This window comes from Pedobacter sp. KLB.chiD, assembly GCF_047040275.1.
Taxonomy (GTDB): domain Bacteria; phylum Bacteroidota; class Bacteroidia; order Sphingobacteriales; family Sphingobacteriaceae; genus Pedobacter.
The window spans coordinates 571,602-594,689 of sequence record NZ_CP178207.1 but is presented as its reverse complement, the minus strand read 5'-3'; the positions used below and the strand labels follow the sequence as shown (position 1 = coordinate 594,689).

Sequence of the window (23,088 nt, the reverse complement as noted above, 5' to 3'; positions counted from 1 at the left end):
ATTTGTAGATGAATACAGGGGTAAAAAAGATAATCAAAAAGGTAATGATGTGCTTTACGCTACATGCAAGCGATATAAAACCAACTTCCTTATGCTCGTAAAACCATATAAGCCAATTAGCAGATTATTATGAGGTACTTCAACTTATTTAGCGATATCCTGATCACAAAAGGGGTAAACAGAATCTTAATTTCCGATCTACAACGCAACTACTCTGAATTGCAGTCTTTAGAATTGAATAATATAATTGAAGATTTAAAACTAAATTCTATCGAAGAAGTATTCAAACTTTATGATCAAGAATCAAAACAAATCCTGCAGGAATATCTAGACTTTTTAGTAGAAAAAGAGTATGGTTTTATTACCGAAAATAGTTGGGACGAAAACTTTCCGCCATTACCAATGGAATTTAGTGATGCCAGTACCATCTCAAATATGTTTGTTGAAACTGCCGATTTAGTGCTTTCGCCACAATTGGCGCAATCTATTGAAAATTTAGGGATAAGACACATGGTAATCTATTGTGAAAGCAAACTTTCCTTGATGGACTTTTTGAGATTAGAAGATACATTTAACGATTCATGCTTAGAAAGCATAGAAATTTTTTCGCTGTACCATGAGGGCGTAACTGATGATTTCATAAAAAAACTGAACGAAAAATGCGAACGGATTTACAGCTTGATATTTCATAACTGTGATAAAACTCCATTTGAGGTAACAGAAACTTTTAAATTCAACCTGGTTTTTACCAGTGAATATCTAAAAATAAATTCTTGCGGAAAAATAGACTTTAAGTACTTTGAAACAAACATGCTCAAGGTTTTAGAAGCGATTAACCACAATTCTTGTCTTCATAAAAAAATAGGTATTGATATAAATGGCAATATCAAAAACTGTCCGGCAATGTGTAACAGCTTCGGAAACCTTAACACAACCACGCTCGAAGAAGCAATCCTCCATGAGGATTTTAAAAAATATTGGAACCTAACCAAGGCCGGAATTGAGATTTGCAAAGACTGCGAGTTTCGAAACATATGTACAGACTGCAGAGCTTTTACAGAGCAAACCCATAAAAATCATGAAGGCTTGGATATTTCAAGGCCCTTAAAATGTGGCTATAATCCGTATACCAACGAGTGGGCTGAGTGGAGCACTAATCCACTTAAGCAAAAAGCCATACAAAATTACAGCATGCAGCAATTAAATTACGATGCCTAAAAAATTCCCTTTTTATAAACAACCAGATACAAAAGACTGTGGCCCTACCTGCTTACGTATTATCGCTAAACACTACAAAAAAAGTATTTCGCTTCAGCATTTAAGAATATTGACGGAAACCACCAGGGAAGGCAGTGGCTTGCTGGGCCTCAGCAATGCAGCAGAAAGTTTAGGTTTCAGAACTTTAGGAGTTAAGATAGATTTTAAAACCCTGGTTGCAGATGCGCCTTTACCTTGCATTATACATTGGAACAAAAACCATTATGTTGTAGTTTATAAAATTGATAAAACCGAAAAAGTTTATATATCAGACCCCAGTTATGGCTTAATTACTTACAAAAAAGAAGAATTTATTAAACATTGGATTGGGGAAAATGCGCATGAAGAAACCGAAGAAGGTATTGCGCTTATTCTGGAAACCAGCCCGTCATTCTATCAGGATGATTTTGAAGAGGAAGAGAGGAAAACGAGCTTTACTTTTCTATCCCGATATCTATTAAAATATAAATCGCTTGTCATTCAGCTTGCCCTTGGCTTACTCGCCGGAAGCTTGTTATCGTTGATTTTCCCGTTTCTTACCCAAAGTGTGGTAGATGTAGGCATCCAAAATCAGGATATCAATTTTATTTACCTGGTTTTACTGGCGCAGGTAATGCTCTTTATGGGCAAGATGGGCATTGATATTATCCGTAGCTGGATCTTGCTGCATCTTTCTACCAGGATAAACATCTCTATCATTTCTGATTTTTTCATCAAATTAATGAAACTTCCGATCAGTTTCTTCGATACCAGAATGACGGGAGACATTATGCAACGCATTAACGATCACCATAGGATAGAACAATTGCTGACAAGCTCCTCGCTAAATACATTGTTCTCTATGGTTAACCTGGTCATTTTTAGCATGGTATTGCTCATGTATGATTACCGACTGTTTGCGGTTTATCTTATCGGTGCCGTCCTTTACGTAGCCTGGATTACCTTTTTCCTTAAGAAGAGAAAAGAACTGGATTATAAGATGTTCTCTCAGGTTTCGCAAGAGCAGAGCACCGTAATTGAGCTTATTAATGGCATGCAGGAGATAAAAATGCATAATGCCGAGAAACAAAAAAGATGGGGATGGGAATTTTTACAGGTAAAGTTATTTAAAATCAGGATAAAGGCGCTTTCCTTAGAACAATGGCAATCTGTAGGTGGAGGTTTTATCAACCAGATTAAAGATATTTTAGTCAGTTTTCTTTCCGCAAAACTGGTACTTGATGGAAATCTTACCTTAGGGATGATGCTGTCTGTGCAGTATATTATCGGTCAATTGAATAGTCCCTTGTTACAATTGATAGATTTCATCAAACAAACTCAGGATGCCAAAATATCTTTGGAAAGACTTGGTGAAATTCATGATAAAAAGGACGAAGAAAGTATCGATGATCAACATGTAACCGAAATTCCGCAAAAAGATTTTGTGCTGAATAAGGTATCATTTAGATATGTTGGCTCAGATACGTTCATTTTCCAGGATTTGAACCTGGTTATCCCCTATCAAAAAACCACTGCAATTGTTGGTGCCAGTGGCAGCGGAAAAACCACGTTATTAAAATTACTTACCAAATTCTACGAACCAGAAAAAGGTGATGTTCAAATTGGTGGCACTGACCTCAAAAGTATATCACCTAGCCATTGGCGAAAACATTGCGGCGTAGTGATGCAGGAAAGTTATGTGTTTAATGATACTATTGCCAATAATATAGCCATTGGTGAGGATATGATCGATAAACAGAAACTGAGAAAAGCGGTGGAAATTGCCAACATCCAGGATTTTATTGAGAATTTACCCCTAAGCTATAATACCAAAATAGGCAATGAGGGCATTGGCATGAGCGGCGGCCAGAAACAAAGATTGTTTATTGCCCGGGCAGTTTACAAAACCCCTGAATACATCTTCTTTGATGAAGCTACGAGTGCCTTAGATGCCAACAATGAAAAAATCATTATTGAAAATTTAGCGCAGTTTTTTAAGGGAAAAACTGCAGTTGTTATTGCACATCGGTTATCAACAGTGAAACATGCCGATAAGATTATAGTACTGGACAAAGGAATTGTGGTAGAGGAAGGCAACCATAACCAGCTGGTGGCAAAAAAAGGTGAATACTATAGATTAATTAAAAATCAGCTCGAACTTGGAAACTAAAAAAGATAAACTGGATGAGATACAGCTCCGTTCTGAAGCTGTTCAGGATGTATTATCAAATCCTCCACATTGGATGTTCCGCTGGGGCAATGCCATCATTTTGGGTATTCTATTCATGATTTTGCTGATGAGTTACTTTATCAAATATCCAGAATTTGTACCTGCTACAATTATTATCACCTCACAAAATCCGCCGGAAAAACTTGAGGCCAGAATAGACTCTAAGTTGGAAAAAATCTTGATAAAAGATCACGAACGGGTTCATAAAAATCAGGTTTTGATGGTGCTACAGTCAACAGCAAACTATGAGGACATTTTACAACTCATCAATATCATTGATTCAACAGCTCCGTCCCGAATGGCCTCTTTTCCAGTAAACAAAGTATCAACATTCAAATTGGGCGAGCTTCAAAGCGATTATAACAATTTCGCAAAGGCATTTCAGGATGAAAAATTATTTGCGTCTCTTAAGCCCTATGCGCCAGAAAACAAAGCTACCGAGCAAAATATAACAGCCAACAGAAGTAGGGAATTTGCGTTAAAAAATCAAAAGAAACTGGAATTGGCCAAATTTGAACTGATAAAGAAAAATTATCAGCGAACTTTGCAGCTCGTTAATCAAAAAGTAATCTCCACCGCCGAATTTGAAAACGAGAAAATTAAATTCATACAAGCCGAGCAAAGCTTACAAAATATAGATATTTCCCTATCGCAAACACAAGAAGCCATTGCAAACCTTCATAAAACCAAAAGTGGGATAAATATTAGCCATGAGAAAGACAAAAGCAATTTTGCTTTGCAAACCTTACAATTATTTGAACAGTTAAAAAAATCGTTAAGACAATGGCAGCAAAATTATTTAATCATGTCGTCAACAGACGGTATAGCAAGTTTCCAGCAGTTTTGGGGCGAAAATCAATTTTTAAAACGGGGTGATGCCATATTAACGGTACTTCCTGACAATAAAAAAGCACTAATTGGAAGATTACTTGTTCCAGCCACCAACTCAGGTAAAATAGCGCGGGGCGAAAAGGTGCTGATCAAACTGGATAATTATCGTTTTCAGGAGTATGGCATTTTAGAAGGCACTGTGCAGAATATTTCTTTCACCCCGGATGAAAAAGGAAACTACTATGTAGATGTTAATTTGCCAAAAGGATTAACCACTTCGTATCATAAAACCCTTACTTTTGACAAAGAATTAAAAGGTAACGCAGAAATTGTAACCCAGGATTTAAGGTTAATAGAACGGTTTTTATATCAAATCCGAAAGTTATTGGGCTACCAGAGTTAGCGGAAAATTATGATCAGATAAAAAGATGATAATATAATCGCAACCAAACTTCTGCAGATTGGCAATTAACTGTTCTCCTAACATTTGCTCGCTTTGTTTAGCAATTTAATTCCAAAGTGCTTCGTTTCTCCAATCTGCCTTAAAGCCTAATGCATTTGGATCTACCGATGGGTATTTGATTAATAATTCCTTCATTTTTAGCGCAAATGAATTTTCTGGCGCTATGATATTAAGCATGTACCTGATAATACATAAATGAAGGTACAACTTTTGTGTATCTGTTGGCACATCAATTAGCCAACGAAAAGGAGGCTTAGACAATATTTTAGGAGTTCCAGGAAGATTTTTATTCCATAATCTACTATGATGTGCGCAGTAATTTCTTATTTGTGCAATAGATTGTAACCAACTTGGAAGGTAAGTATGGTTTACGGCTCCTAATTCTTCGGCAATAACATTTTTTGATTCGACAGTATTTTTAAGATTGCCATACAGTTTAGAAAGTGAACCGAAACTGGTCATTTCTAAAGATTTCCAGGCTGGAGGAAACCTTAAATCTTCTTTATATTTCTTTTTATGTTCTTTGATGAAAATGTCTTTCGATCGGTCAATCTCCTCTTTCAAACTGGCAAGCGTTTCTACAAGAGCACCGCTATCTTTAAATATCGCTATGTTTTGGAACCACCAGGGGTCAAATTCATGGGAAAGATGGTAAATTAACTTTGTACGTAAACTAATCTCAATCTTTTCGATCGCGTCAAAAATTAAAATCCGTAGTTCCCTATCAAAATTATAAAGGTGAATAACATCTTCAAATTTACTATTGGGCTTAAATATATGCTGTTCTTTACCCAATTGCATGGGCCATCAATAGCCTGCTAAACGATAATAACTTACATGCGACAGGTAATGGGTAGCTAATGCATGGTCTGCGATGACCAATCCCCTTTCTTTAAGTTGTGCAATGTGCTCCTCGATGGTAAATGTTTTTTTATTATAAATCATGGAGAGATAGTTTTACAACAAAAATAGAAACCCGTTAAAAAACGCTTTTAAAATCGAACTAGGAAGTTCATTTTGAAAGAATGAAAACGCTATAAAAGCAAAAGACCCGCCCTGGGACGCTGTTCTGACGGGTAGCGTGGCGAGTACTATTAGCACAAATATAGTATCTTTTTTTGGCATGATAAAAATATACTGAAATATTTTTATAAGGTAAATACTGGTCAATATAGATTAGCTTGAAAACCACTGCCATACTTTCAATATACTTTCGCCTCAAATCCAATGACCTATCGATTAGTTTATCATATTTTATCATTTGGCAGAAATGAGCATAAATCAATCAAATGGAACATTTTGACTAAAAATAAGGCTATGGAAAACCTTAATTTTAGACTAATAAAACCCTACAATCTATTTTATTAATTTTTCTTAGCAAAAAGTCTATACAGCACCGCTATTCCCAATTATTAAAAAAGATCTAACTCAAAGGTTTTCCGTAACCCTTTAAACATTTGATCTATCAGTTTCCTTCTCTGTGTTTTTGAAGTAGCTAGTATCAACTCGACCTTAAACAAACCCGAAACAGCCAACGCAAATCTTATTCTTTTTTTGCCCATCTAACATAATAAAAAAGCCATACGATTTTACTACCTTTGCGGCTCAAAATTTTCAGTAGAATGAGTCAATCCATTAAAATCAAAAACGCTTTAATCTCAGTATATTATAAAGATGGTTTGGAGCCATTGGTAAAATTGTTGGCCGCACAAGGGGTACAATTATTTTCTACGGGTGGAACAGAACAATTCATCAAAGATTTAAACCTTCCTGTTACAGCGGTTGAAGATTTAACAGGTTATCCATCTATTTTAGGCGGACGTGTTAAAACCTTACATCCAAAAGTATTTGGCGGAATCTTAAACCGTAGGGCATTAGCTAGCGACCAGGAGCAGATTGCTGAATACGAAATTCCTGAGATTGACCTGGTTATTGTTGACTTATATCCATTTGAAGAAACTGTAAAAGCAGGCGGAACACCTGAAGAAATTATCGAAAAAATAGACATCGGTGGTATTTCCTTAATCCGTGCCGCAGCAAAAAACTTCAATGATGTGGTAATTATCGCATCAAAGAACGACTATCCTACTTTAGAAGCACAACTGGCCGAACAGCATGGCGAAACTACTTTAGCTCAGCGTAAGGCATATGCTAAAAAAGCATTCCATACTTCTTCTCATTACGACACTGCCATTTTCAATTATTTTAATACTGAAGAGCCACTTGATGTTTTTAAACAGAGTGTTACTGACGCCAAAACTCTACGCTATGGCGAAAACCCTCATCAAGGTGGTGTATTTTATGGCGATTTAGATGCCATGTTCACCAAATTGAATGGTAAAGAGCTTTCTTACAATAATTTGGTTGATGTAGATGCCGCCGTTGCTTTGATAGACGAATTCGAAGAGCCAACTTTTGCCATTTTAAAGCACACTAACGCCTGTGGTATTGCTTCACGCCCAACTGTTAAACAAGCATGGATTGATGCTTTAGCTTGTGATCCGGTTTCGGCCTTCGGTGGCGTATTGATTACCAATGTTGAAGTTGATCTCGAAACAGCAGAAGAAATCAATAACCTGTTTTTTGAGGTGTTGATTGCGCCTTCTTACCAGCCAGAAGCAGTAGAGCTGTTCAGCAAAAAGAAAAACCGCGTTATTTTACAGCGCAATGCGGTTGAATTGAGCAAAAAACAATTTAAAACGTTATTAAATGGTGTAATTGAACAGGATAAAGATTTAATTATCGAAGGTCCGGAGCAAATGACAACGGTTACCGATAAAGCACCAACCGAACAAGAACTAAAGGATTTGTTCTTTGCCAACAAAATTGTAAAACACACAAAATCGAACACTATTGTTTTGGTTAAAGATGATGTTTTAATTGCAAGCGGTGTGGGCCAGACTTCGCGTGTAGATGCCTTAAGACAAGCAATTGAAAAAGCAGCTTCTTTTGGTTTCAGCGTTAAAGGTGCGGCAATGGCTTCTGATGCTTTCTTCCCTTTTCCAGACTGTGTGGAAATTGCTGCCGATGCCGGAATTGCAGCTATTTTGCAACCAGGTGGATCAATTAAGGATGCCGATTCTGTAGCCAAAGCAAATGAAAAAGGTATTGCGATGGTAACCACCGGGGTAAGACACTTTAAACACTAGTTTAAGCTAAAAGCTGAAAGTCCAAGGCACAAAATTACTTTGGTCTTTCCGCTTTGGTCTTTAGGCTTATTTTTTAGCTTTTTATTTTACGAACATTTTAATTGCCTTAAAAACAATTTAATAACTGTAGAAAATAAAACTTAAAACAATAAAAATCCTATTTTTACATTAGGAATAATATAGATTTGATCAAATAAAGAAAACATACCTTATACATGGGATTATTTAACTGGTTTACGCAAGAAGTTGCCATCGATTTAGGCACAGCGAATACCCTGATTATACATAACGACAAAGTAGTGGTAGATGAGCCATCTATCGTTGCTTTCGATCGTACTACAAACAAAGTTATTGCAATTGGCCGTCAGGCCATGCAAATGGAGGGTAAAACTCACGATAATATTAAAACTGTACGTCCGTTAAAAGATGGTGTGATTGCCGATTTTAACGCTGCTGAAGCGATGATTAAGGGGATGATCCGCATGCTTAACGGTGGCAAAGGCTGGATGTTTCCTTCTTTGCGTATGGTAATCTGTATTCCATCTGGTATTACAGAAGTAGAAAAACGTGCCGTGCGCGATTCAGCCGAAATTGCCGGTGCAAAAGAAGTATACCTGATCCACGAACCAATGGCTGCTGCCGTAGGTATCGGGATTGATGTTGAAGAGCCAATGGGAAACATGATTATTGATATAGGTGGCGGTACTACCGAAATAGCCGTTATTGCTTTATCGGGTATTGTTTGCGATCAGTCTATCCGAGTTGCCGGAGATAACTTCGACTCTGATATCGTAAATTATATCCGCCGTCAGCACAACATCATGATTGGTGACCGTACCGCTGAAAAAATTAAAATTGAAGTTGGAGCAGCTTTACCTGAATTACAGGATGCTCCTGCTGATTTCGCAGTTCAGGGCCGGGATTTAATGACGGGTGTACCTAAACAAATCACCGTTTCTTATACCGAAATTGCACACTGTTTAGATAAATCGATCTCTAAAATTGAAGAAGCGATTTTAAAAGCTTTAGAGATTACTCCTCCGGAACTTTCGGCAGATATTTACCAAACCGGTATTTATCTAACCGGTGGCGGTGCCTTGTTAAGAGGTTTAGATAAGCGTGTTGCAGCCAAAACAAAATTACCTGTTCACGTAGCAGAAGATCCACTCCGTGCAGTAGTCCGTGGCACCGGTATCGCCCTTAAAAACATCGGCGGGTATAAATTTTTAATGCAATAACATCCAGTTTGGGGTTTGGGGTTGTGAGCTTGGAGTTTCCACTCATACACCAAACGATTAACTCCCAACTCCGAACTTTTAACTCCAAACTCAAATGCGTAACCTTTGGATTTTCATCAGCAGATACAACGCATTTTTCTTGTTTATCATTTTTTTCACTGTCGGCATTTACCTCACGGTTAAAAACAACGCTTATCAGCGAAGCGTAACCTTAAACTCCAGCAATGAGATCGTAGGCACTGCATATGAAAGGTTAAATATTTTTAAACGGTATTTGAACCTGGGGATGGTTAACGATAGCCTTGCGGCAGAAAACGCCAGACTTAAAAGTCAATTACTGAGCTTAACCACTATAGATACGGCCAAAGATGTTAAAGTGGCAGATACTCTTACCAATCAACAATATACGTATCTGGCAGCCAAAGTGGTTAAAAACTCGATCACTTTGCGCAACAACATCATGACGATTAATAAAGGTACGGATGATGGGATTAAAAGCGGCATGGCCGTTATCGCCCCTCAACGCGGAGTAGTTGGTTTTATCCGTGATGTATCTGCACACCTGGCCACCATCCAGTCGTTATTGCATAAAGATACAAAGATCAGTGTCACCTTGAAAAAGAACCATGCACTTGGTTCGTTGGTTTGGGGCGATGGGAATTTCGATATTAAAAAGGCATTTGTGAAAGAGGTGCCCAACCATATTAAAATGTACGTTGGCGATACGGTTGTTACCTCTGGTTATGGTTCTTTTCCTGCCGGTGTTCTGGTTGGAAAAATCAGCAAGGCGAATGTGGCCACAAACGATAATTTTTTATCAGCAGAATTAAATTTGTTTACCGACTTTAGCACCTTACAATATGTATATGTGGTTAAAGATAAAAGAGCTGATGAGCAGAAAGCTTTAGAAAGCATGGCTAAACCGAATGAATAGTAGAATCATAATTGTAAATGTTGTCAGGTGGTTTTTACTCCTTTTTGTGCAGATCTTCCTGCTCAAGAATATGGGTTTTTACGATCTTTCGACCCCTTTCATCTATGTGCTGTTTTTACTCCTGCTCCCATTTGGCATTCCCAATATTTTATTGTACTCACTGGCTTTTGCCACCGGATTAACTCTCGATGCTTTTTACGACACCATGGGCGTACATGCCACAGCTTGTGTAGTCCTGGCTTTAGTGAGGATTTCTTTTATATCCATCAGTTTAAACCGCGACGCCATTGATGACCCGGAACCATCGTTAAGTTATATGGGTTTCCAATGGTTTTCACTGTATACTTTTCTTTGCGTTGTAGCACACCACCTGGTGCTATTTTTTCTCGAAACATTCAGGTTAACCGAAGTTGGTTATACCTTAATGAGATGCGGCTTAAGTTGTATCTTTACACTGCTTATTATTTTTTTGGTAGAGTTTATATTCTATAGAAGAACGCCACGCTAAATGGATCAATTATTTAACCGAAAATATATCGTCCAAGGATTATTTATTGTAGTCGCCCTGATTTTACTGGGAAAGTTATTCTATATCCAGATCATTAGCGATAAAGCCTTTAGCTCTGCCGAAAGTAACGTACTTCGTAAAATTTACAAATACCCTGCCCGCGGAGCCATCCTTGACCGGAACATGAAGGTAATTGTGCAGAATGAACCCGTTTACGATTTAATGGTGATCCCAAACGAGGTTAAACCGTTTGATACCCTTGGATTGGCCAACGCTTTAGAAATCACTATTGAAGATGTGCGTAAAAAGCTGAAAAAAGCAAAAGCGCAATCTCCTTATCAATCTACATTTTTTGAAAGACAGATTTCGGTACAGAGTTATGCACGCCTACAGGAAATCATGTATCGTTTCCCGGGCTTCAGAACACAGGACAGGACGATCAGGCATTATCCCGATAGCATTGCCGGACAGCTTTTCGGGTATGTTAAGGAAGTAAGTCCTGATGATATTGAAAAATCGGAAGGTTATTATAAACCAGGCGATTTTATTGGAAAAAGTGGGCTGGAGCGTTCTTACGAAGATTTTTTAAGGGGTGAAAAAGGGGTGATCAATACACTTTACGATGCCAAAAACGTTGCTCAGGGAAGTTATGCCAATGGTAAATACGATGTAAATGCGGTCTCCGGAGACCGCTTAATTTCTTCTTTAGACATCAGAATCCAACGCCTTGGCGAAGAATTGATGAAAAATAAAGTAGGTGCAATTGTGGCCATTGAACCTGCAACCGGAGAAATCCTGGCATTTGTAAGTAGCCCGGGCTATGACCCTAACCAATTAGTGGGTAAAGATTGGGGAAAAAACTACATGAGTTTGATTGCAAATCCTTATCGTCCTCAAATTGTAAGGCCTATTGCCGGACAATATTCTCCCGGATCATCATTTAAGCCGGTTGATGCCCTGGTTGCCCTGCAAGATGGTGCCATAGATCCGAATACTACATTTTTCTGTCCGGGTTATTATATGGCCGGAAACCATAAAGTAAAATGCGAGCACGTTGATGGTACCATTAACATGCAACGTGGCATTGCCCGCTCCTGCAACACCTATTTCTGCCATGTTTTTCAGAACATCATCACCAAAAACGGTATGAAAAACCAACGCCAAACTTATGCGCATTGGCATGAACAGATTTCGAAATGGGGTTTTGGCCGTAAATTGGGCATCGATATGCCTTTCGAAAAAAAAGGTATATTTTATGAAGCTGATCATTATGATAAGATTTACGGCAAACGCTGGGGGTATACCACTGTAATTTCGCAGGCCATTGGTCAGGGTGAGATTACCTCTACCCCATTGCAAATGGCCAACGTAATGGCAGCAATTGCTAACCGTGGCTATTATTTAAAACCACATTTGATTAAAGGTATTGGTGATAAAAATGTAGTAAAAAAAGAGTATGTGGTTAAAAACTATGTGGGTGTAGATGAGAAATATTTCCCTATCGTAATTGATGGAATGAGAGACGCAGTGAACAGCCCATGGGGAACGGCAAAAGAATCGCAGATACCCAACATTTTGATGTGTGGCAAAACCGGAACCGTACAAAATCCACATGGCAAAAACCACTCTGTTTTTATTGGTTTTGCACCTATGAACAACCCTAAAATTGCCATTGCCGTGATTGTAGAAAATGGCGGTTATGGAGGATCTTATGCTGCACCGATTTCGAGTTTTATTGTGGAGAAATACTTAACCGATAGCATTAAACCACGTTCTAACGGTTATACCGTTAAAGCGTTCGCCGAAACCAATCTTTTACCTGCTTTAATTGATAAGACAAAAAAGATTAAGCCAACCAGATTAGACAGCCTAAAACTAAAAAAGGCCGATTCGCTTAAAAAGGTTAAAGACAGCTTAAAAATAAAACCGGCTATATTAAAACAAACTGTTACTGCCACACCGAAAATAAATCAGCCCTCTGTAAACCAGAAACCTGTAAACAATAAGTTATGATGCAACAACAGGGAAACCGTTTCTTTTTTAATGTAGATTGGATTACCGTTTTAATCTACATGGCTTTATGCATTGTTGGTTTTATCAATGTTTATGCTTCTATTTACAATCCAGATAAAGCAACAGGTTTTGATTTTGCGAGCAGTTATGGTAAACAATTAATTTATGTAATTACAGGTGTGATATTGGGCCTATCCATTTTACTGTTCGACGGCAGGTTGTTTAATGTATTTGCGCCTTTTATTTATGGCGCCACCCTGTTTTTACTGGTAGTGGTACTCTTTGTGGGAAGAAATGTCGGCGGAAACCAGGCATGGATTCCCATTGGCTCTTTTAGGCTGCAGCCTTCAGAGTTTGCCAAATTTGGTACAGCCTTACTTTTGGCCAGGTACGTGAGTACATTTAATCCGAAATTCAGGGATATTAAATCAATTGTCATTGCCGGTTTAATTGTATTAGCTCCGCTTTTGTTAATTATGCTGCAACCTGATACGGGCTCTGCTTTAGTTTTCCTGGCCTTTATGTTCCCCTTGTATCGGGAGGGGCTATCGGGTTACTTCCTGTTGATTTTCCTTGGAATGATTGTGCTCTTCGTTGCCGATTTCCTGGTACCAACTTACCTATTGATTCTTATCCTAACCACAATTGGCGGCCTTTTTATCTATAACAACAGGCGGAAACAAAAGATCATTATTTCTACCGTATTGGTTACCATCATTGCCATTGCCTACCTATTCGTAGTTAAAATTGCCTACGAAAAGGTTTTGGCACCACATCAACGCAGCCGCATTGAGTTGATGTTAGGTCTAAAAGCTGATAATAAAGGTGCAGGTTATAATGTTATCCAATCGCAGATTGCCATTGGTTCCGGGCAGTTAACCGGTCGTGGTTTTTTACAGGGGACCCAAACCAAATATGGTTATGTGCCTGCACAAAGTACCGACTTTATATTTTCTACCATTGGTGAGGAATGGGGCTTTGTAGGCTGTTCGGTTGTAATTGGCTTGTATATGTTTCTATTGCTCCGATTGATTAATCTGGCAGAAAGGCAACGATCTACTTTCTCCAGGGTTTACGGCTACAGCGTGGCCTGTATCCTCTTTTTCCACGTATTCATCAATATCGGAATGACTATTGGGATTATTCCGGTAATCGGAATTCCGCTACCATTTATCAGCTATGGCGGTTCGTCGTTATGGAGTTTCACCATCCTGTTGTTTATATTTTTGAAACTGGATTCTAACCGGATGGGCTTTATTTAATAAGTCGGGAGTCCGGAGTCTTTAGTCTTAAGTCGATATTTCGAAGTTTTAATTTAGAAATTAAGAGATATTGATTGTTTTTTGGAAGGCAAAACCTTGCACGCAAATGATCGTGTGCTCCCGCTAACGCTTTACTTCGTGTCCGCTTTTATCGTCCGCCTGCAACGGAAAGGGACTTAGGTGGGCAGCTCAGTGCTGCTATCCCCAGTAAAATAAACCCGACAAAAATGGAAATCCTTTTTGGAACAGCAACATTCAAATTGTGGGCAGCTTCTCAAAAAGATTGAAATGATGGCGGGGCTGCAGCACCCATAAAACACTGAACGTTCGTTTACTAATCAAAAAATTAAAAGTTTTTTTTTACGACATTGCGAACTTATATCATTTATTAAACTGCTTAGCTCTGCCTTACTTACTAAATCTCCTATTCAACAGTTCATAAAACTGATCAACAGTGGCCTGTTTATTGGCCCAGTTATTTTTCACTGCATAATTATGCTGTAAGTAACTATCTGCAGCTTCAAAACTGCTCATTTTATTGATGATATCAATCACTTCAGAATAGGCCAGATTATATCCGTTAAAAAGATCTTTAATAAAAAGTAACTTCTCATTTAAATTAATGGCCTGTTTTAAATCGGCAATCGGTGCTTTAACAGGCTCATTATTCTGGCTGTTTGTTTTAGCCAATAAGTCGTTTAAACTTGGTGCAGGTTTAACCACCGCGGGCTGCGGAGCAGGTTTTACAGGAACGGCTTCAGGTCTGAATATGGGACGCTCCTCTTCTACAGGTGGCGAAATAACGGGATCATCCAGTTTTACATCCTTTAGTGCTTCAATAGGTTGTGTTGCAGGTATAGGTGCTTCCACTTTAACGGCCACAGCAGGGTCTTCCGTACGCTCACCTACAACAGGCTCTTCTCTTGCAATTACTTCCGGGGCTTGTTCTTCGTGCGGAATCAAAAAAGGCTCCGGACCAATTTCATCTTCATCAGCTTGCAACGGCTCCTCTCGAACACTTAAAGTTGCTTCCTTATCGTGAATAATCTTCTTACGTGCCAAAATTTCTGCTTCTTCCTTGCTTAGCGGGCGGTCAAAAATTTCGCCTACAGATCCATTTGCAATCGGATTTGCTTCGTAATCAAACTGATCGTTTTGATGATGCGTATGGAGTACAAATTCGAAAGTATGGTCGTCCTGGTCGGGCTTAAAGAAATCCTTATTCAAAAGTGAAGCAGCCTTTTCCTCCTCAATCAGTTCATCATCAAGCACTTCTTGTTCTGGTTTTACATCTACGCGTTCTTCCTCTTCCTGGGCCGTTACCACTTCTTCCAGTTCCTGCGGATCGAAACATTCATCATTGTCGGCGTAACTTTTTTCAGGTTCTGGCAATACAATCGTATTTTGTTCGGCCAACAAGGTATGTTTTCCGACTTCAGTTGATTTATTTTCTATTGTGGCATTTAATTTTTTAACGATATTAACATGATCAGAAAGGAAATGGGCATTGGCCAGAAACAGCTCCAATTCCAACTCGTTTAATTGCTGCGGATTTTGAGCCAAAAACTGGTATTGCTCATTTAACTCTGTTAAAATACTACCTATCTTTCTGAAAATATCTTGTTGGTTCATCATAAAATTATAACGAAATTTTAGCCGATTTATGTTGGTAACTATGCGTTCAAAAATAACACATAATTTTAATATTTATTTTATCATCATTGATGCTTAGAAGGTAACAATTTAATACCTGCAATACCTGTTATTTGACAAAATAGCTCAATATATATCACAAACCTAATAATATCTCAATTGTTTTCCATACACAAAACACGCTTGTAATTTTGGGGAGAATTTATTACCTCTTTAGTGCTGAATATGTCTGAACTCTGCTTAATTACCGCGCTTTCATATTGATGATATTTTTGTATTTTTATCAAATTTATTTCAAAAAAGTAACAACTATGCGCTCACAAACCTGTGCTATACTCCTGGGTATGCCTGAAATTTTTTTGCTATTAATCGCTATATTAATTTTTTGGTCGGTAGCCAATTTTGGAAAGAATACTTCTTTGGGATTTTGGGGTTCACTACTACTCGCAATATTTACCACTCCGATTATTGCCTTTTTAATTATTTTAATTTTTTTCAGAAAAAGATAACTGCCAAATATAAAGGAAGTTTGCAAAAATGATTAAGTTAAAAAAGTGATTACCCGTTATTTTTAACCTTTTTAAAATACAAAATCCTCATATTTGTTTGGTTTAAAACATAGGGGAAATAAAAAAAACAGGCATGTTATTTAGCGAACAGAATTTCAGGAGAAGGGGCGAATTTTCGGGAAGTATAGAAGTTGTATGTGGCTCTATGTTTTCCGGTAAAACAGAAGAACTGATCAGAAGGCTAAAGCGGGCGCAGATTGCTAAATTAAATGTCGAAATTTTTAAACCCCGTACCGATACCCGTTACCATGAAACGGCTGTGGTTTCGCACGATTTAAACTCCATCAACTCCACTCCCGTAGATAGCGCCTCAGCCATTTTATTGCTGGGGACCAATACACAGGTAGTGGGTATAGACGAGGCACAGTTTTTTGATGATGAGTTGCCCGATGTCTGCAATAAACTGGCACTTAAGGGTATACGCGTGATTATTGCAGGCTTAGATATGGATTTTACAGGCAAACCTTTCGGCCCGATGCCAGCTTTGATGGCCATTGCCGAACATGTGACTAAAGTAAATGCGGTTTGTGTTTGTTGTGGTAATCCTGCCCTTTACAGTTACCGTACTGTTGCTGATGAAGCTACCGTATTATTGGGCGAAAAAGAAAGTTACGAGCCACGTTGCAGGGCCTGTTACAATCTGGATAAAGGATAACCATCACCTGATTAATCCTTATCTTTAAACCAGATTAATATCAATATGGATAAAAAAGCTCAATTAGAAGCATTTAGAAACGGTATAGCCCAATTTGTAACGTTTAACGATGCAGAATGGCAAATCTTTACTCCCTACCTCAGTTTTGCTGCCCTGAGCAAAAAAGAACATTTTGCAGTTGAAGGAAAAGTGTGCGACTATATGTGCTTTATTACAAGTGGTGCCGTTCGCTACTACCATATAAAAGACGGGCAGGAAATTACCGGATACTTTAGCTTTGAAAATGAGTGGGTAAGTGCTTATAAAAGTTTCCTTAAACGCACACCCAACACCAATTACATTCAGGCACTTGAAGAAACAGATTTGGTAATGATCTCCTACCAAAATCTTCAGCAAATGTTAAATCATCCGTTATTAGCTTTAAAAACGGAACGTTTCGGTCGTTTAATAGCCGAGTATTACATCTGCTGTTATGAAGACCGCGTTACCGCATTTGTTACACAGAGTCCGGAAGAGCGTTATATCACACTCGAAAAAACAGGAAAAGATATTTTTCAACGCATTCCACAGCACTTTATTGCCAACTTTTTAGGTATTACGCCTGTCTCACTTTCCCGTATCCGTAAAAGAACACTTTTGCAATAAAAGAGGTGACTGCTTTCTAACTAACAGCCTATTAATTTGTTAACGCTGAATGATCTGAAATCCTTATCTTTTGTTAACGTTTTCATGGTACCATGCCACGTAACTTTGAACTATCAAAAACAAAGATATGCACACTATACTTGGCGCCGGCGGACCAATAGCCAACGCACTAACCACAGAATTAAACATTACCAATGAGACCATCAGATGGGTTAGCCGAAAACCAGTAACTACCAGCAGCCCAAATGTAAGCTGGGTTAAGGCTGATTTACTAAATGAAGCTGAACTTTTTACTGCAGCAGCAGGTTCAAAAGTTATCTACCTGTGTGCCGGTTTGGCTTACGATAGTAAAATATGGCAGGAACAATGGCCCGTTATTATTCAAAATGTAATTAATTTAACTAAACACACCGGAGCTAGGTTAATCTTTTTCGATAATGTTTATATGTATGGGCTTGTAAATGGCCCTATGACAGAAGATACGCCTTATCATCCATGTAGTTTAAAAGGAGAGGTAAGGGCTAAAGTAGCTGAACAATTAATGAGCGAAGCCAAAGCAGGCAAAATAAATGTAACCATTGCCCGTGCTGCTGATTTTTACGGAGCAGATTCTATGAACAGCTTTTTTGACATGATGGTACTCGATAAGTTTGCCAAAAAAGAAAAAGCGCAATGGATTGGAAACCCGGATACTTTACACAGTTTTACTTACATCGAAGATGCCGGCAAAGCGTTATTCCTATTGGGACAAACACCCGATTCTGGCAACCAGATCTGGCACCTTCCCACTGCCGCTCCTCTAACAGGGAAAGCATTCATTGAAATGGCCGCTAAAATTTATGAAACCAAACCCCGGTATCTAACTATTAATAAACTGATGCTGCGCTTGGTAGGTTTATTTAAAAAAGTAGTTGCCGGTACGGTAGAAATGTATTACCAGTACGATCATGATTATCATTTCGACTCTGGCAAATTTGAAAAGGCCTTTAATTTTAAGCCTACTGCTTATTATGATGGAATTTTGAAGTTATCCGAAACAATGTATAAAAAACAGAATTGACATGAAATCAGCCTAAATGATAAGCTAACTGTTTATCTTTATAGCAAATGATTCAAGATAATAAAAAGGATAGCAAAGTTCAAACCGTATCAATTTTAGGTTGTGGATGGTTTGGCCTGGCTTTAGCCAAAAAACTGGTCGGATTAAATTACAAGGTTAAAGGTTCCACCACCAGTCAGGATAAATTAGCGATCCTCCAAACCGAACATATACAGCCATTTTTAGTTAATTTTACGGCAGAATCGATTGTTACAGATGCTGCCTTTTTTGTGGCTGATGTGCTGTTTATCTGTATTCCGCCGAAGCGCAATTCAGCTGAACTCCTTGACTATCCAAATAAAATAAATTCTATTTTGGCCGCTGCAAAAGATATATCGAAACAGGTGGTGCTGATCAGTTCGACAAGTGTTTATGCTGATGACAATAAAACGGTAAATGAAAACAGCGAAACCGTTCCGGATACGGATTCGGGAAAGGTTGTTTTAGCTGCCGAAACATTATTTAAAAAACTATTTCCAGAAAATTGCACGATCATCCGCTTTGCAGGATTAATCGGTCCAGACCGTAACCCAGGTAGATTTTTCGCCGGCAAAATCAATATTCCGAATGGTTTAGCTCCGGTTAACCTGATCCACCAGACCGATGCCGTCGGCCTTGCAATAAAACTTTTGGAAAAGCAGGCATTTGGAAGAACATACAATGCCTGCTCACCCAAACATCCTGCAAAGATGGATTTCTATGTGGAAGCGACCAAAGCAACGGGTTTAGCTGTTCCTGAATTTATTGAGGAAAAGAAAAATTGGAAGATTGTAGAAAGTTTAAATGTACCCGAATTTTTGGGGTATGAATTTAAAGTTGGGATTTAGAGATTTCTTCTCTTTTTCGTCACCCTGATCCGATAGTTATCGGATTTATTTCAGGGTCTATTTTACAAGAAAGATGCTGAAATAAATTTACTGCGCAGCTTTCCGCTGCGCTACAGGTCAGCATGACGATCGCGTAAGTTGAAGAGGCTAAAAATTATCACCACGAATAAATAGCAATAACTTTAGGTCAATAGATTTCTCGACTTTGTTTCACTCCGCTCGAAATGACGGAGCTTTGTTATAATAAAAAAGGAGTGCCTCTTGGTTCATCTCTGCACGACTTTATTTAACTCAACAGCCCTAACAACTCTTTCCTGGTTAAATGTTTAAAGAAACTACCCTCTGTTTGGATCAGATTCTTGACCAAATCCTTTTTAGTTGCCTGAAGTTTCATGATTTTTTCTTCAATAGTATCGGGGCAGATTAGCCTGACTGCCATCACGTTTTTATGCTGGCCGATCCGGTATGCTCTATCTATAGCCTGGTTTTCTACCGCAGGGTTCCACCATGGGTCAACCAGGTAAACATAATCGGCTTCAGTTAAATTCAATCCCGTACCGCCCGCTTTTAAACTGATCAGAAAAACCGGAATATCGGCATTTTCCTGAAATGAAGCAACCGCTTCAGCCCTTTTTCGGGTTTGCCCGGTAAGGTATTCGTACCTTATTCCCTTACTTTCCAATTGCTTTTTAATCAGGTCGAGCATGGTTACAAATTGAGAGAAAACAAGAATTTTATGATTTCCCGCCCTGCTTTCTATCTGCTCCATTAATACATCAATTTTTGATGAGGCCTGTAGATAAGATTTTCCATCGGACAGTAAAGCTGCCGAATTGCAGATCTGCCTTAAGGTGGTGATACTCTTCAATACATGCATCGAACTTTTAGGCAGTTCATCTTCCTGTTTACCTAAAATATAATCCTGAATTTCCTTTTTATTGGCTTCATAAATTTCTCGTTGCTCCTCACCCATTTCGCAGTACAATACAATTTCAGTTTTATCGGGAAGCTCTTTTGCTACCTGCTCTTTGGTTCTGCGCAGGATAAAGGGCCTTATTTTTTTCTGGAGTTCTTCTGCTCTTTTACTATCTTTAAACTGATCGATCGGGGTTGAATACAAATCAGCGAACTGCTGTTTACTGCCAAACAAACCCGGGCAGGCAAATGACAGCTGTCCATACAAATCAAAAGTATTATTTTCAATCGGAGTTCCTGTCAGGGCTACTTTATTCCGAGATTGTAGCATCCTAACCGCTTTATAACGCTGGGAATCCGGGTTTTTGATCAGCTGCGATTCATCTAAAAAGATATAGTTAAAGCGATAGTCCTTCAGGAAACGGATATCGGAAAGCAATGTCCCGTATGAGGTTAAAATAATTTCATAATCATCGAAAGTATCTGTGGTTTTTGTCCGCTCGCCGGCATAAATGGTTTTTACTTTTATGGATGGTGCAAATTTCTCTATCTCTGCTTTCCAGTTAAAAATTAACGAGGCAGGCACAACCACCAGATTGGTATTTTGTTTTACCTTTTTACGCTGTGATAAAATGAAAGCCAAAACCTGAATGGTTTTACCCAGTCCCATATCATCGGCCAAACAAGCACCAAAATTAAAGTCATCTAAAAAGTTGAGCCAGTTTAAGCCATCTTTCTGGTAATGGCGTAACGTTGCGGTTAAACCTTCCGGTACCTCAACCTCCTGTATGGAGCTGGTTCCATCAAACTTCTGCCTATACCATTTTAATTCATTTTTCACCTCGCCATCCAGCAAAGCATCTTCGTAAAGTTCGTTTATAGAAGCAAACTTAATTTTTGGTGTAAGAATGGCTTCCTCAGTTACTTCGCCAGCACTGAAATAAGCCGCAAATTTTTCTATCCATTCATGCGGAAGTATGCCAAGGGTTCCATCATCAAGTGTTACAAATTTGCTTTTGTTCCTGATTGATTTATGGAGATGTTTCAAGGCCACCTGCTGTTTGCCAAACTTTACTTTTACTTTGGTTTCGAACCAGTCTGTTCCACTAAGTACCTCAATATTAATTTTAGCCTGAAATTCACTCAGTTTATTGTTTTTGAGCTGATTGAATCCTAAAATATGAATTCCTTTATTTCGCCATACTTCAAAAGCATTCAGGAACCAGGCTTCTTCAAGGAAACGTTTGCGGTGCAGGTAAAAGGAATCGTTGGTTTCCTGCTCGTAGAAATAAGGATGTTGTTTTAAAATATCCCCAATAAACTGCAACTCTGCTGCTTCATCACGGTGCAGGGTAAAAAGATTGCCCAGTTTATCCTGTGCCTGAATTTGCTTTTTAGAAAGAACAGGGATTTCCAGGTTTCCATAACGCATAACCGGCGTAAGCAGAATATAATCTTCAGATTCTGACAGGTAGATCAATTGCTCGTTTTCGAGATCGAAACCTTTTTCTTCAATCTGACGTTTGGTGGCAGGTTTTAAATAAGCATAATCGACACGGATACTTCCTTCTAAGGGCACCAGAATAAGTTTTTGAAACTCCGGATATTTGGTTTTGTGCAGGATTAACCTGTTGCTCTGTTTTTTGAAAAATCCGATTACCCGTAAAAAATCCAGCCTGCCAATTAAATAAAGTTGATGATGAAGTTTAACAAAATACTGGTGAACCAATACCAGGTTATCCAGCTCATATGATTTACCTTCGATAACCAATCGACCTGTAATTTCGTAATAATCATCGCGTTGGCTTACCGAAAGGTGTAAATCTACCTCCAGCAAATGTACCTCAACCGCGGTAATGGTAGAGGCTTGAATGACCCCGGATTGCTTACTATCCTGCAGATAGAAAGGAATCTGTTGAGGATTTTTCACTATGGCTTTTAAGGCTTCAATTTCTGCCTCGCTTGGATCGCTGTCATAATGCTGTTGAAAAGTGGTAATGCCACTATAAAATTTTAACTGATCGTTATCATTGGTTTTAAATAGCAAATCGGCCGGATTAATTCCTTTAATAGGATTTTTAACCTTACCATTTTTGGCGATGTTGGCTTCAAATAATTCTACAGTTAAATTATGGTAATAGCGATGCCGCCCAAAAACCAGGATCATTTTACCTGGATCACTTTTGACCGGTAGTTTTGACTTGGATTTACCAGCTGGCAATAAAAGTTCCTGTAAATTTTGCTGGGCCTCTTTATTAAAGGGCTGGAGCGCATCCATTTTCGGCCGGATTACCACCTGACTGTTTTCGTAATGGAGATTGAACAGCAGATCGAGATGCACCTCTTTTTCCAACCCATAATCGACTGCGATTTTGGCAAGCTTTTGTTTCCTCAGGTTACTGTCGAAAAAAATGAGCAACTCCTGCCGTTGAAGGATATTGTACAAAACCCTTGCCTGGTGTTCGCATAACTTATATTTAGGTGTAGCACACCTGCAGGAAAGTTTTACAGCGTTTTCATTTTGCTGAACCTGCACAATTGGAAAAGCTGATCCAGCAGTTTCATCGCTAAAAGCAGCAAAATCAATCTCAATCTGTTCCGGAAAAAGCTGATAAAAACCTTTAACATCTGTATGGATCAGTCCGCTTAAATGTTTTAGGATAACAATCTGGCTCAGGTTTTTCAGATTGAAATCCCTTAATATATAATCGTAAGGATTTTGTTCTGATACCGGATGCGTTGTGACCTGTCCACTCATTTAAACTAAAAAGCTAAAGTGATAAAAGTAATCATTAATAAGTTTTAGCTAAAATGACTTTTAGCTTTTTATGCACAATTAACGGATATAAATGATTTTTTAG

The 23,088-nt window shown here is 38.5% G+C and carries 17 protein-coding genes; 13 read left to right on the top strand and 4 right to left on the bottom strand.

Features of this window, described 5'->3' with window-relative positions; genetic code table 11:
• Positions 1-129: 129 nt before the first annotated feature.
• The 3 genes from gwsS to ACK1I8_RS02470 are packed head-to-tail and all read left to right on the top strand — an operon-like array spanning position 130 to position 4,700.
• Positions 130-1,218, top strand: coding sequence for a grasp-with-spasm system SPASM domain peptide maturase (gene gwsS / locus ACK1I8_RS02480; protein WP_412467782.1), 1,089 nt, complete (start codon positions 130-132; stop codon positions 1,216-1,218).
• Positions 1,211-3,406, top strand: a complete 2,196-nt coding sequence (locus ACK1I8_RS02475) for a peptidase domain-containing ABC transporter (protein WP_412467781.1) — start codon at positions 1,211-1,213, stop codon at positions 3,404-3,406. Before gwsS ends, ACK1I8_RS02475 begins: the two co-directional genes overlap by 8 nt.
• Positions 3,396-4,700, top strand: a complete 1,305-nt coding sequence (locus tag ACK1I8_RS02470) for an HlyD family secretion protein (protein WP_412467780.1) — start codon at positions 3,396-3,398, stop codon at positions 4,698-4,700. The genes ACK1I8_RS02475 and ACK1I8_RS02470 overlap by 11 nt, the downstream gene beginning before the upstream one ends.
• Positions 4,701-4,805: 105 nt before the next feature.
• Here ACK1I8_RS02470 and ACK1I8_RS02465 read toward each other — a convergent pair whose 3' ends face one another.
• Together ACK1I8_RS02465 and ACK1I8_RS02460 are read right to left on the bottom strand one after the other, a co-directional pair.
• Entirely contained in the window at positions 4,806-5,561 is a 756-nt protein-coding gene (locus ACK1I8_RS02465; RefSeq protein WP_412467779.1) for an Abi family protein, read from the bottom strand.
• A 6-nt stretch (positions 5,562-5,567) separates the two neighbouring features.
• The gene (locus ACK1I8_RS02460; protein ID WP_412467778.1) at positions 5,568-5,705 is read right to left on the bottom strand and encodes a hypothetical protein; all 138 of its coding nucleotides are present in this window, start codon (positions 5,703-5,705) and stop codon (positions 5,568-5,570) included.
• Between the two features lie 677 nt (positions 5,706-6,382).
• On the opposite strand from ACK1I8_RS02460, the gene purH reads away from it, so the two are divergent.
• The 6 genes from purH (at position 6,383) to rodA (ending at position 13,864) form a co-directional block, all read left to right on the top strand.
• Positions 6,383-7,909 (top strand): bifunctional phosphoribosylaminoimidazolecarboxamide formyltransferase/IMP cyclohydrolase, encoded by a 1,527-nt coding sequence (gene purH, locus ACK1I8_RS02455; RefSeq protein ID WP_412467777.1) that lies wholly within the window; start codon positions 6,383-6,385, stop codon positions 7,907-7,909.
• A gap of 215 nt (positions 7,910-8,124) precedes the next feature.
• Entirely contained in the window at positions 8,125-9,147 is a 1,023-nt protein-coding gene (locus ACK1I8_RS02450; protein WP_010601761.1) for a rod shape-determining protein, read from the top strand.
• A 94-nt stretch (positions 9,148-9,241) separates the two neighbouring features.
• Positions 9,242-10,081 (top strand): rod shape-determining protein MreC, encoded by an 840-nt coding sequence (gene mreC / locus ACK1I8_RS02445; protein ID WP_412467776.1) that lies wholly within the window; start codon positions 9,242-9,244, stop codon positions 10,079-10,081.
• Complete coding sequence (locus ACK1I8_RS02440; RefSeq protein ID WP_412467775.1) at positions 10,074-10,589, top strand: rod shape-determining protein MreD; 516 nt, start codon at positions 10,074-10,076, stop codon at positions 10,587-10,589. The genes mreC and ACK1I8_RS02440 overlap by 8 nt, the downstream gene beginning before the upstream one ends.
• The gene (mrdA, locus tag ACK1I8_RS02435; protein ID WP_412467774.1) at positions 10,590-12,602 is read left to right on the top strand and encodes a penicillin-binding protein 2; all 2,013 of its coding nucleotides are present in this window, start codon (positions 10,590-10,592) and stop codon (positions 12,600-12,602) included.
• Complete coding sequence (rodA, locus tag ACK1I8_RS02430; protein WP_412469344.1) at positions 12,602-13,864, top strand: rod shape-determining protein RodA; 1,263 nt, start codon at positions 12,602-12,604, stop codon at positions 13,862-13,864. Before mrdA ends, rodA begins: the two co-directional genes overlap by 1 nt.
• 408 nt (positions 13,865-14,272) lie before the next feature.
• Here rodA and ACK1I8_RS02425 read toward each other — a convergent pair whose 3' ends face one another.
• Positions 14,273-15,499, bottom strand: coding sequence for a hypothetical protein (locus ACK1I8_RS02425; protein ID WP_412467773.1), 1,227 nt, complete (start codon positions 15,497-15,499; stop codon positions 14,273-14,275).
• A gap of 660 nt (positions 15,500-16,159) precedes the next feature.
• Between ACK1I8_RS02425 and ACK1I8_RS02420 the strand changes: the two genes are divergently transcribed.
• From ACK1I8_RS02420 to ACK1I8_RS02405, 4 genes are all read left to right on the top strand, one after another.
• Entirely contained in the window at positions 16,160-16,741 is a 582-nt protein-coding gene (locus tag ACK1I8_RS02420; RefSeq protein WP_293788958.1) for a thymidine kinase, read from the top strand.
• Positions 16,742-16,786: 45 nt separating this feature from the next.
• A complete protein-coding gene (locus tag ACK1I8_RS02415; RefSeq protein WP_412467772.1) occupies positions 16,787-17,386 on the top strand; it encodes a Crp/Fnr family transcriptional regulator in 600 nt (199 codons plus the stop codon).
• A gap of 127 nt (positions 17,387-17,513) precedes the next feature.
• On the top strand, positions 17,514-18,446 hold the full coding sequence (locus tag ACK1I8_RS02410) for an NAD-dependent epimerase/dehydratase family protein (RefSeq protein ID WP_412467771.1): 933 nt from the start codon (positions 17,514-17,516) through the stop codon (positions 18,444-18,446).
• A gap of 47 nt (positions 18,447-18,493) precedes the next feature.
• Complete coding sequence (locus ACK1I8_RS02405) at positions 18,494-19,312, top strand: NAD(P)-binding domain-containing protein (protein WP_412467770.1); 819 nt, start codon at positions 18,494-18,496, stop codon at positions 19,310-19,312.
• Positions 19,313-19,598: 286 nt separating this feature from the next.
• Here the strand turns inward: ACK1I8_RS02405 and ACK1I8_RS02400 are convergent, their stop codons facing one another.
• Complete coding sequence (locus ACK1I8_RS02400; protein ID WP_412467769.1) at positions 19,599-22,985, bottom strand: DEAD/DEAH box helicase; 3,387 nt, start codon at positions 22,983-22,985, stop codon at positions 19,599-19,601.
• Positions 22,986-23,088: the final 103 nt, after the last annotated feature.

Excerpts from the sequence above, each read along its gene's own strand:
- ACK1I8_RS02460 (WP_412467778.1), bottom strand. The coding sequence starts at position 5,705 with ATGATTTATAATAAAAAAACATTTACCATCGAGGAGCACATTGCACAA.
- gwsS (WP_412467782.1), top strand. The coding sequence starts at position 130 with ATGAGGTACTTCAACTTATTTAGCGATATCCTGATCACAAAAGGGGTA.
- ACK1I8_RS02475 (WP_412467781.1), top strand. The coding sequence starts at position 1,211 with ATGCCTAAAAAATTCCCTTTTTATAAACAACCAGATACAAAAGACTGT.
- rodA (WP_412469344.1), top strand. The coding sequence starts at position 12,602 with ATGCAACAACAGGGAAACCGTTTCTTTTTTAATGTAGATTGGATTACC.
- mreC (WP_412467776.1), top strand. The coding sequence starts at position 9,242 with ATGCGTAACCTTTGGATTTTCATCAGCAGATACAACGCATTTTTCTTG.
- ACK1I8_RS02415 (WP_412467772.1), top strand. The coding sequence starts at position 16,787 with ATGGATAAAAAAGCTCAATTAGAAGCATTTAGAAACGGTATAGCCCAA.
- ACK1I8_RS02425 (WP_412467773.1), bottom strand. The coding sequence starts at position 15,499 with ATGATGAACCAACAAGATATTTTCAGAAAGATAGGTAGTATTTTAACA.
- ACK1I8_RS02405 (WP_412467770.1), top strand. The coding sequence starts at position 18,494 with ATGATTCAAGATAATAAAAAGGATAGCAAAGTTCAAACCGTATCAATT.
- ACK1I8_RS02400 (WP_412467769.1), bottom strand. The coding sequence starts at position 22,985 with ATGAGTGGACAGGTCACAACGCATCCGGTATCAGAACAAAATCCTTAC.
- ACK1I8_RS02420 (WP_293788958.1), top strand. The coding sequence starts at position 16,160 with ATGTTATTTAGCGAACAGAATTTCAGGAGAAGGGGCGAATTTTCGGGA.
- ACK1I8_RS02450 (WP_010601761.1), top strand. The coding sequence starts at position 8,125 with ATGGGATTATTTAACTGGTTTACGCAAGAAGTTGCCATCGATTTAGGC.
- ACK1I8_RS02410 (WP_412467771.1), top strand. The coding sequence starts at position 17,514 with ATGCACACTATACTTGGCGCCGGCGGACCAATAGCCAACGCACTAACC.
- ACK1I8_RS02465 (WP_412467779.1), bottom strand. The coding sequence starts at position 5,561 with ATGCAATTGGGTAAAGAACAGCATATATTTAAGCCCAATAGTAAATTT.
- mrdA (WP_412467774.1), top strand. The coding sequence starts at position 10,590 with ATGGATCAATTATTTAACCGAAAATATATCGTCCAAGGATTATTTATT.
- purH (WP_412467777.1), top strand. The coding sequence starts at position 6,383 with ATGAGTCAATCCATTAAAATCAAAAACGCTTTAATCTCAGTATATTAT.
- ACK1I8_RS02440 (WP_412467775.1), top strand. The coding sequence starts at position 10,074 with ATGAATAGTAGAATCATAATTGTAAATGTTGTCAGGTGGTTTTTACTC.